The 7,000-nt window shown below is 66.1% G+C and carries 3 protein-coding genes; 1 reads left to right on the forward strand and 2 read right to left on the reverse strand.

All coding sequences use genetic code 11. The features are described 5' to 3' along the window. The first annotated feature begins 93 nt into the window (after positions 1–93). Positions 94–2,079 (forward strand): tetratricopeptide repeat protein, encoded by a 1,986-nt coding sequence (locus GEU01_RS01990; RefSeq protein ID WP_019084734.1) that lies wholly within the window; start codon positions 94–96, stop codon positions 2,077–2,079. A 50-nt stretch (positions 2,080–2,129) separates the two neighbouring features. Here GEU01_RS01990 and GEU01_RS01995 read toward each other — a convergent pair whose 3' ends face one another. Together GEU01_RS01995 and mutS are read right to left on the reverse strand one after the other, a co-directional pair. Continuing rightward, positions 2,130–5,039: a [protein-PII] uridylyltransferase gene (locus GEU01_RS01995; RefSeq protein WP_019084735.1), complete on the reverse strand. Its 2,910-nt coding sequence runs from the start codon at positions 5,037–5,039 to the stop codon at positions 2,130–2,132. An 84-nt stretch (positions 5,040–5,123) separates the two neighbouring features. Further along, positions 5,124–7,000, reverse strand: a 1,877-nt coding sequence (gene mutS / locus GEU01_RS22215; RefSeq protein ID WP_456303502.1) for a DNA mismatch repair protein MutS, incomplete at its 5' end; no start/stop codon positions are given.

The following is a 7,000-nucleotide window of genomic DNA, read 5'->3' on the forward strand; positions in this document are numbered from 1 at the left end:
TTCCTGATCGAAATTCTTAACGCTCTGTCGCGTATGGATAACGGGATGAGTGTGCGGGACCGTCCCCCGCCATGCAAGGGAAGGCCGGATGAGATGAACGCGAACAGCGCGGACAGGCATGACACGGACAGGCGGGACATTCTGGCGCGTGGCCATGCAGCCCTGCGCACGGGGAATATCAGTGCCGCGCGGGCGTGTTTCGCGACCCTGCGGGCATGCCGGGCGGATGATCCCGATGCCCTGCATGGCCTGGCCTGCGTGGCGCTGGCGGCGGGGCGGCCGGACCTGGCCATAAATCTTGCCGGGCAGGCGCTGCGGCTTGCGCCCCATGGGCCGTTCCATGAAGTGCTGGCCCGCGCGCTGCTGGCGCAGGGGCACCCTGTAGCAGCGCAGGCCGCGATCCGGGCCGCATGCCTGTGTCAGCCCGATGACGTGCCCGTCCTGCTGGCCTGCGCTGAAATCATGGAGGCGACAGGTGATACCTGGGCCGCGGCACGGGCCTACGGGCGGGCGGTTACCCTGTCCCCCGCGCATGCCGTGCAGGCCCGCAGGCTGCATGCCCGTTTCCTGTGGCGGCGGGGGCAGCGCGACGCCGCCATACAGCAGATGCGCGATGTTGCGCGACGGGTGCCTGCCCTCGTCCATAATCATGAACTGGCCGAAATGCTGCTGGCGCATCACCAGCGTGAACAGGCCGAAGATGTGTTGCGGGCGGCGCTGGTCCATAGGCCCGATGACGGCGTGGCCCTGTCGCTGCTGGGTGCGCTTCTGTTTGCAGGCGGGCGGATGCGCCCGGCGGCGGCTGTGCTGGAACGTGCCATGGCGCATGATCCGACAGCGGAAACCTGCAGCAACCTTGGCCTTGCCCGCATGGCGCTGGGGGACATGGCCGGGGCGGAAAGTGCCTTTGCCATTGCGATGTGCCTGCGACCCGATGATGTGCGTATCGCCCTGAACCACGCGACCGGCCTGTTTGAAGGCGGCAGCGTAACGCAGGCCGCCATGGCCTATGAAACCATGCTGGCGCGGAATCCGCCGCCTGATCGCGATACGCAGGCCCGGGCGCGGTTCAACCTTGGCGTGGCCCGCCTGGCGCAGGGAAGGCTGCGGCAGGGATGGGAGATGTGGGAATCCCGGCTGGACTTCCTGCCCCCGCATCCCGCCGCCAGCCGCCTGCCACGATGGGATGGACATGTGCTGCGCGCGGGTAAAAAGCTGCTGGTGCATATGGCGGGACAGGGGCTGGGGGATGTGGTTCATTTCCTGCGCTATGTGCAGCTTGCGGCGCGGCGGGTGCCGGTTGTGCTGGAAGTGCCTGCCACCCTGCGGCGATTGGCCGGGACGCTGGCTTGCGATGCATTTTATGCCATAGATATTATCACTCATGATATAAATAAAAATCGCGATATCGTGGCGCAGTGTGACCTGTTCAGCCTGCCGCACCTGCTGGGCGCGGACAGCGTGCCGCCCTTCATGCCGTATCTGGGTGAAGGCCCATGGCGACAGGCCGCGTTGCGGAAAGGGAAACCGCGGGTTGGCCTGTGCCACGCGGGTAACCCCGCCTATCGCTTTGACGCGCGGCGTTCCATGGCAGTGCAGGACCTGTCGGCATTAGGCGAAATGGCCGGGATCGAATTCGTTTCCCTGCGGCCAGGGGGAATGGATGGGGTGGACCTGGCCTTTGTCCGGCACGAACTGACGGATGACCCGGATCTGCTGGATACGGTGCGCCTGATTGCGACACTCGATCTGGTCATCAGCGTGGATACGCTGGTGGCCCATCTGGCCGGGGCCATGGGCTGTCCGGTCTGGCTGCCGTGTCGTTTCGGGGGAGACTGGCGATGGTCGGCGGCGTTTGACCTGCCTGTACCGGCAGGCGGGCCGGTATCTGGACCGTCACCAATCGCAAATGGCATGCGTGACGGTACGCTGCCCGTTTTGCAGCCTGCCAGCCAGTGGTATCCAACCCTGCGCCTATTCCGTCAGGCCAGCCTGCTGCCCCCGCAACAGGCGTGGACACAGGTCATGGCCGAAGTGTGCTGCGCCCTGCGCACATGGGCGGCAGGGCAGGAAAGGTAGTAGGGGTTATGTATTGAAAGGCTTTTTTATCAATGGACTGAAGCGACCTGTCAGATCGTAATCGATTCCAGTTCAGACGACTGGCGCTGGGCTGCGGCTTCCGCTTCCTGCAGGCCGGCCAGCAGGGTCGTGCGGATACGGTCCAGGCGGCCCTTGTCGGTAATTTTCAGCCCGAACAGGTCCTTGACGTAGAAAACGTCCACCGCCCGCACGCCATAGGTGGTGATATGGGCGGATGCGATCTGCAGTTTCTGCTCGCTCAGTGCCGCCGTCACGTCATGCAGCAGGCCGGGACGGTCGCGGCCGTTGATTTCCACCACCGTGCAGGTGTTCGATGCGCGGTTGTCGATCACCACGCGCGGCGGCACGTGGATCGCGCGCATGCGGCGGCCACTCAGCCTGCGGCCGCACTGGGTGATTTCGCGGTTGATGTTGATGCGGCCCGTCAGCGCCTGTTCCACCAGCAGCGACAGGCGGGCAAGCTGCTGCGGTTCCTCGAACGCCGCGCCACCCGCATCCTGAATCCACAATGTGTCCAGCGCCATGCCATTGGTCATGGTATGAATGCGCGCATCCACGATCGAGGCCCCGGCAATGGCCACGGCCCCCGCGATCTTGGAAAACAGGCCCGGATGGTCGGCGGCGTAAATCGTGACTTCCGTCACCCCGCGCGCGGGCAGGGGCTGGGTTTCCACCGTAAGCGGCGAATGCATGCGTTCCGATTCGCTGATCAGCCGGGCATGGCGGGCATGGGTGTCATGGTCGAACGATAGCCAGTAACTGCCATAGCCCAGCCCCATGAAGTGCTGGACATCGGTCTCGTTCATGCCGTCTTCCATCAGCCACTGGGCGGTGGCGGCCTTGGCGCGTTCGACGCGTACGTCGCGCTCGGTGGTGGCAAGACTGCCTTCCAGCACCTCGGCCACGCGCATGTACAGTTCGTTCAGCAGCGTGGCCTTCCACGCGTTCCATACGCGTGGTCCCACCGCGCGCATGTCCACGATGGTCAGCAGCAGCAGCAGCCGCAGGCGTTCAGGCGACTGGATGATGTCCGCCAGGTCAAGGATGGTCTTGGGGTCGTCAATGTCACGCTGGAACGCGGTGTGGCTGAGCAGCAGGTGATGCAGCACCAGCCAGGACACGGTCTCCGTCTCCTCGCTGTCCATGCCCAGTTCGGGGCAGACATACAGCGCGATCTGCGAGCCGATTTCCGAATGATCGCCGCCACGCCCCTTGGCGATGTCATGCAGCATGACCGCGACATACAGCGCCCGGCGGGAATGCAGGTTGCGCGCAAGGTCATAGGCGACGGGTATTTCATCGGCCATGTGCCCATGTTCCACCCGGCCAAGGATGCGCAGCGCGTCGATGATATGCTCGTCAACGGTGAACACATGATAGGTGTCGAACTGCATCTGCCCCACGACGCGGGACCAGTCGGGCAGCAGGCGGCCCATAAGCCCGGTTTCGTTGAGGATATGCAGCCAGTAGGCATTTCCCTTGCGTCGTCCCTCATCCATCAGGTGGAAACTGGGGGAGGCATCGGGCTGTTCGGCAACCTCGCCACGTGACGCGCGCTGCGGGCGGTCGGGCGGGTCGCCGCACATGAGGTCGAGGAAGATACGCGCGGTTTCCGGGTCGCCGCGCAGGCTGGCGGCCTTGCGTTCCCAGCGGATCAGCTGGTGCATGGCCATGGGGTGGATGGGCAGCTTGCGCTTCTTGGCCCAGTCCAGCAGGCGCATCATCTGGATGGGTTCATCCTCGAACGACGTGCCACGCTGGGGCAGGATGCGGCCATCCAGCACGGTAAAGCCCGCGTCACGCATCTGGCTGTCGGCTTCGGGCGCGTTGGCCACGGGGCCAAGCGCCTGCCGCAGCACGGCGGGGTCCAGCACCAGCGTCAGGCGCATGACCTCGCGCACGGTCAGGAAGTAGTGGCGCATGAAACGTTCCACGCCCACCTGCCGCCCGTGGCGGGTATAGCCCATGCGGCCACCCACGACCGGCTGCACGTCGAATGTCAGGCGTTCTTCCGCCCGGCCCGATACGTAATGCAGGTGGAAACGCACCCGCCACAGGAAGTCCCACGCCCGCCGCGCGCGCTTGGCTTCGGGTTCGGTCAGCAGCCCCAGTTCACTGAAGCCCGGCGCCAGCAGGTCGGAGACATGGCGCGTGCCAAAGGTATAGCGGCACATCCAGTACAGCGTCTGCAGGTCACGTAGGCCGCCACGGCCTTCCTTTATGTTGGGTTCCACCAGATAGGGGCTGTCGCCAAAACGGTGGTGGCGGGCGGCGCGTTCCTTGCGCTTGTCGGTAATGAAGCGGTCGGCGCCCGCGCGCACGCAGGCCACGATATAGCGGGCCTGGAACATGGAAAACAGCGATTCGCTGCCGGTCAGGGCGCGGGCGTCCAGCAGGGTGGTCCGCACGGTGGTGTCGGCTTCCGCCTCGGCAATGCATTCGTTGATGGTGCGGGTCGCATGCCCGACCTTCAGCCCCAGGTCCCACAGGAAATACAGGATGTATTCCACGCAGGCGCGTACGTCCTCGCCCTGTCCCTCCGGCACATCGGGGATCAGGAACAGCAGGTCGATATCACTGAACGGCGCCAGCAGCCCGCGTCCGTACCCGCCGGTGGCGGCAATGGCGAAGGGCGCCTCGGGTTGCGAATCGATATCCGTCTGCTGCATGGCGAAAGCGGCCAGCACGCGGATCATGCCATCGGTATAGGCGGCCAGCAGCTTGCCTGCCTCAGCCCCGCCCAGGCGGTGATGCTCGAATTCCTCGCGCACGTGGGCCTGGTAGCGCGACAGGTGGCGGCGGACCAGACCGATGGCGTCCTCCCGCGGCAGGGCGCGTGCATCGCCACCGCCATCCCCGGATGGGAAAAGGGCGGTATGGAGGGCGTTTGTCATGGCCTCGACCGAAGCGGAGGCGGAAGGGGGGGCAGCGTTCGACATCGTGGTCAGATGGCGTCCTGTATATGACGGTAAAGATCCGGGATGGAGTGTGCCGCCCAAGATGGGCTCAGGTCCAGAGCCGTATCAGGGTTTCAGCAGTTTTTTGAGTTTATATAACATTTCCAGCGCCGTGCGCGGGCTTAACGCATCGGGGTCCAGTTCCGTGATCAATTCCATCGCGGCGGGCGGCAGGGCGGGGGCGGACGGGGCGTCCGGCACGTCGGCGGCGGCCTGTTCAAACAGCGGCAGGGGCGGGGCCTGCCGGCCGCGTTCCTTCTCCAGCATAGACAGGAGGCGGCCCGCGCGGCGCACCACGGGTTCGGGCACGCCCGCCAGGCGCGCGACATGCACGCCCCAACTGCGGCGGGCGGAACCGGGTACGACCTCATGCTGGAAAATGACCTGCCCCTTCCATTCGCGCACGCTCATGGTGTGGGGGGACAGGCGGGGCATGCTGTCCGCCAGCTCGGCCAGTTCATGGAAATGCGTTGCGAATATCGCGCGGCAGCGCAGCGTGGAATGCAGGGTTTCCAGCACCGCCCATGCAATGGCCAGTCCGTCCAGCGTGGAGGTGCCACGCCCGATTTCATCCACCACCACCAGCGACCGCGGACCGGCCTGGTTCAGGATGGCGGCGGTCTCGGTCATTTCCACCATGAAGGTCGAACGCCCGCGCGCCAGGTCATCGGATGCGCCAACGCGTGAAAACAGCCGGTCCACCACGCCGATGCGCATGGATTGTGCCGCGACCGGCAGGCCTGCCTGCGCCAGTATGACCGCCAGCGCCGTCTGCCGCAGGAAGGTGGACTTGCCCGCCATGTTGGGGCCGGTCAGCAGCATGACGCGGTGATCGGGTTCAAGGTCGCAGTCATTGGGGGTGAAGCGCGCGTTCCTGGGCAGGGCGGCTTCCACCACCGGATGGCGGCCCGCGCGGATGACAAAGGACGTATCCGTGCCGACAGCGGGGCAGCACCACGTGCCGCCACCGGCCAGCACCGCGCAGGATTGCGCGATGTCGATGCACGACAGGGCGGCCGCCATGTCCGGCAGGGCGGCTTCGTCCAGTATCCTGCCCACCACCTGCGTAAACAGGTGGCGTTCGTGCAGGCCCGCGTTTTCGGCGGCCTGCGCGATCTGCTGGTCAAGGCTAACCAGCCGTTCGGTCGAAAAGCGGCTGGCGCTGGCGGTGCCCTGCCGCATGATCAGGTCCTCGCGCCCACGCAGGCGCGCACCGGCTGCGGCGGGCACCTCGATCACGTAGCCAAGCTGGGCATGGTGGCGGATCTTGAGGTTGGCAATGCCGAATTCGGTGGCGTATTCCTGCTGCAGGGCCGCAATCACCCGCCTGCTGCCGTCACGCAGTTCGCGCTGGGTATCGAGTTCCGCATCATAGCCGCTGGCGATGATGCCGCCATCATCCATGCGCGCGGGCGGATTTTCGCTCAGCGCGCGGCCCAGCAGGTCCTGCAGGTCATGCGCGCGGTCAAGGTGGCGCACCGCCTGTTCCATGATGGGAGGCAGGTTTTCGTGCCGGTTCAGGATGGTCCCGATTTCGCGCGCCACACCCAGGGCAAGGCGGATGGCCACGGCGTCGCGTGGCTGCCCGCGTCCCAGTGACAGCCGGCCCAGCGCGCGCGCCATGTCCGGGGCGGCGCGCAGGCTGGCGCGCAGGTCATCGCGTATCCCAGGCTTGTCCAGCAGCCATACCCATCCGGCCTGCCTGCGGGCGATGCGCTCGGGGTCGGTCAGGGGGGCTGCGATCCAGTCCGCCAGCATGCGGCTGCCGGCGGCGGTGACGGTGCGTGATACGGCGGCGAACAGGGTATGTTCGGTCTCGCCATCACGCGTGCGCAGCAGGTCGAGGCTGGCGCGGGTGGCGGGGTCAAGGCCAAGGATGTCGCTGCTGTCGCTGGGGCGGGGGTGCGACAGGCGTGGCAGCAGGCCCGCCTGGCTGCGGCGGA

The organism is Komagataeibacter europaeus LMG 18890, from assembly GCF_000285295.1.
In the GTDB taxonomy this organism is placed as follows: domain Bacteria; phylum Pseudomonadota; class Alphaproteobacteria; order Acetobacterales; family Acetobacteraceae; genus Komagataeibacter; species Komagataeibacter europaeus.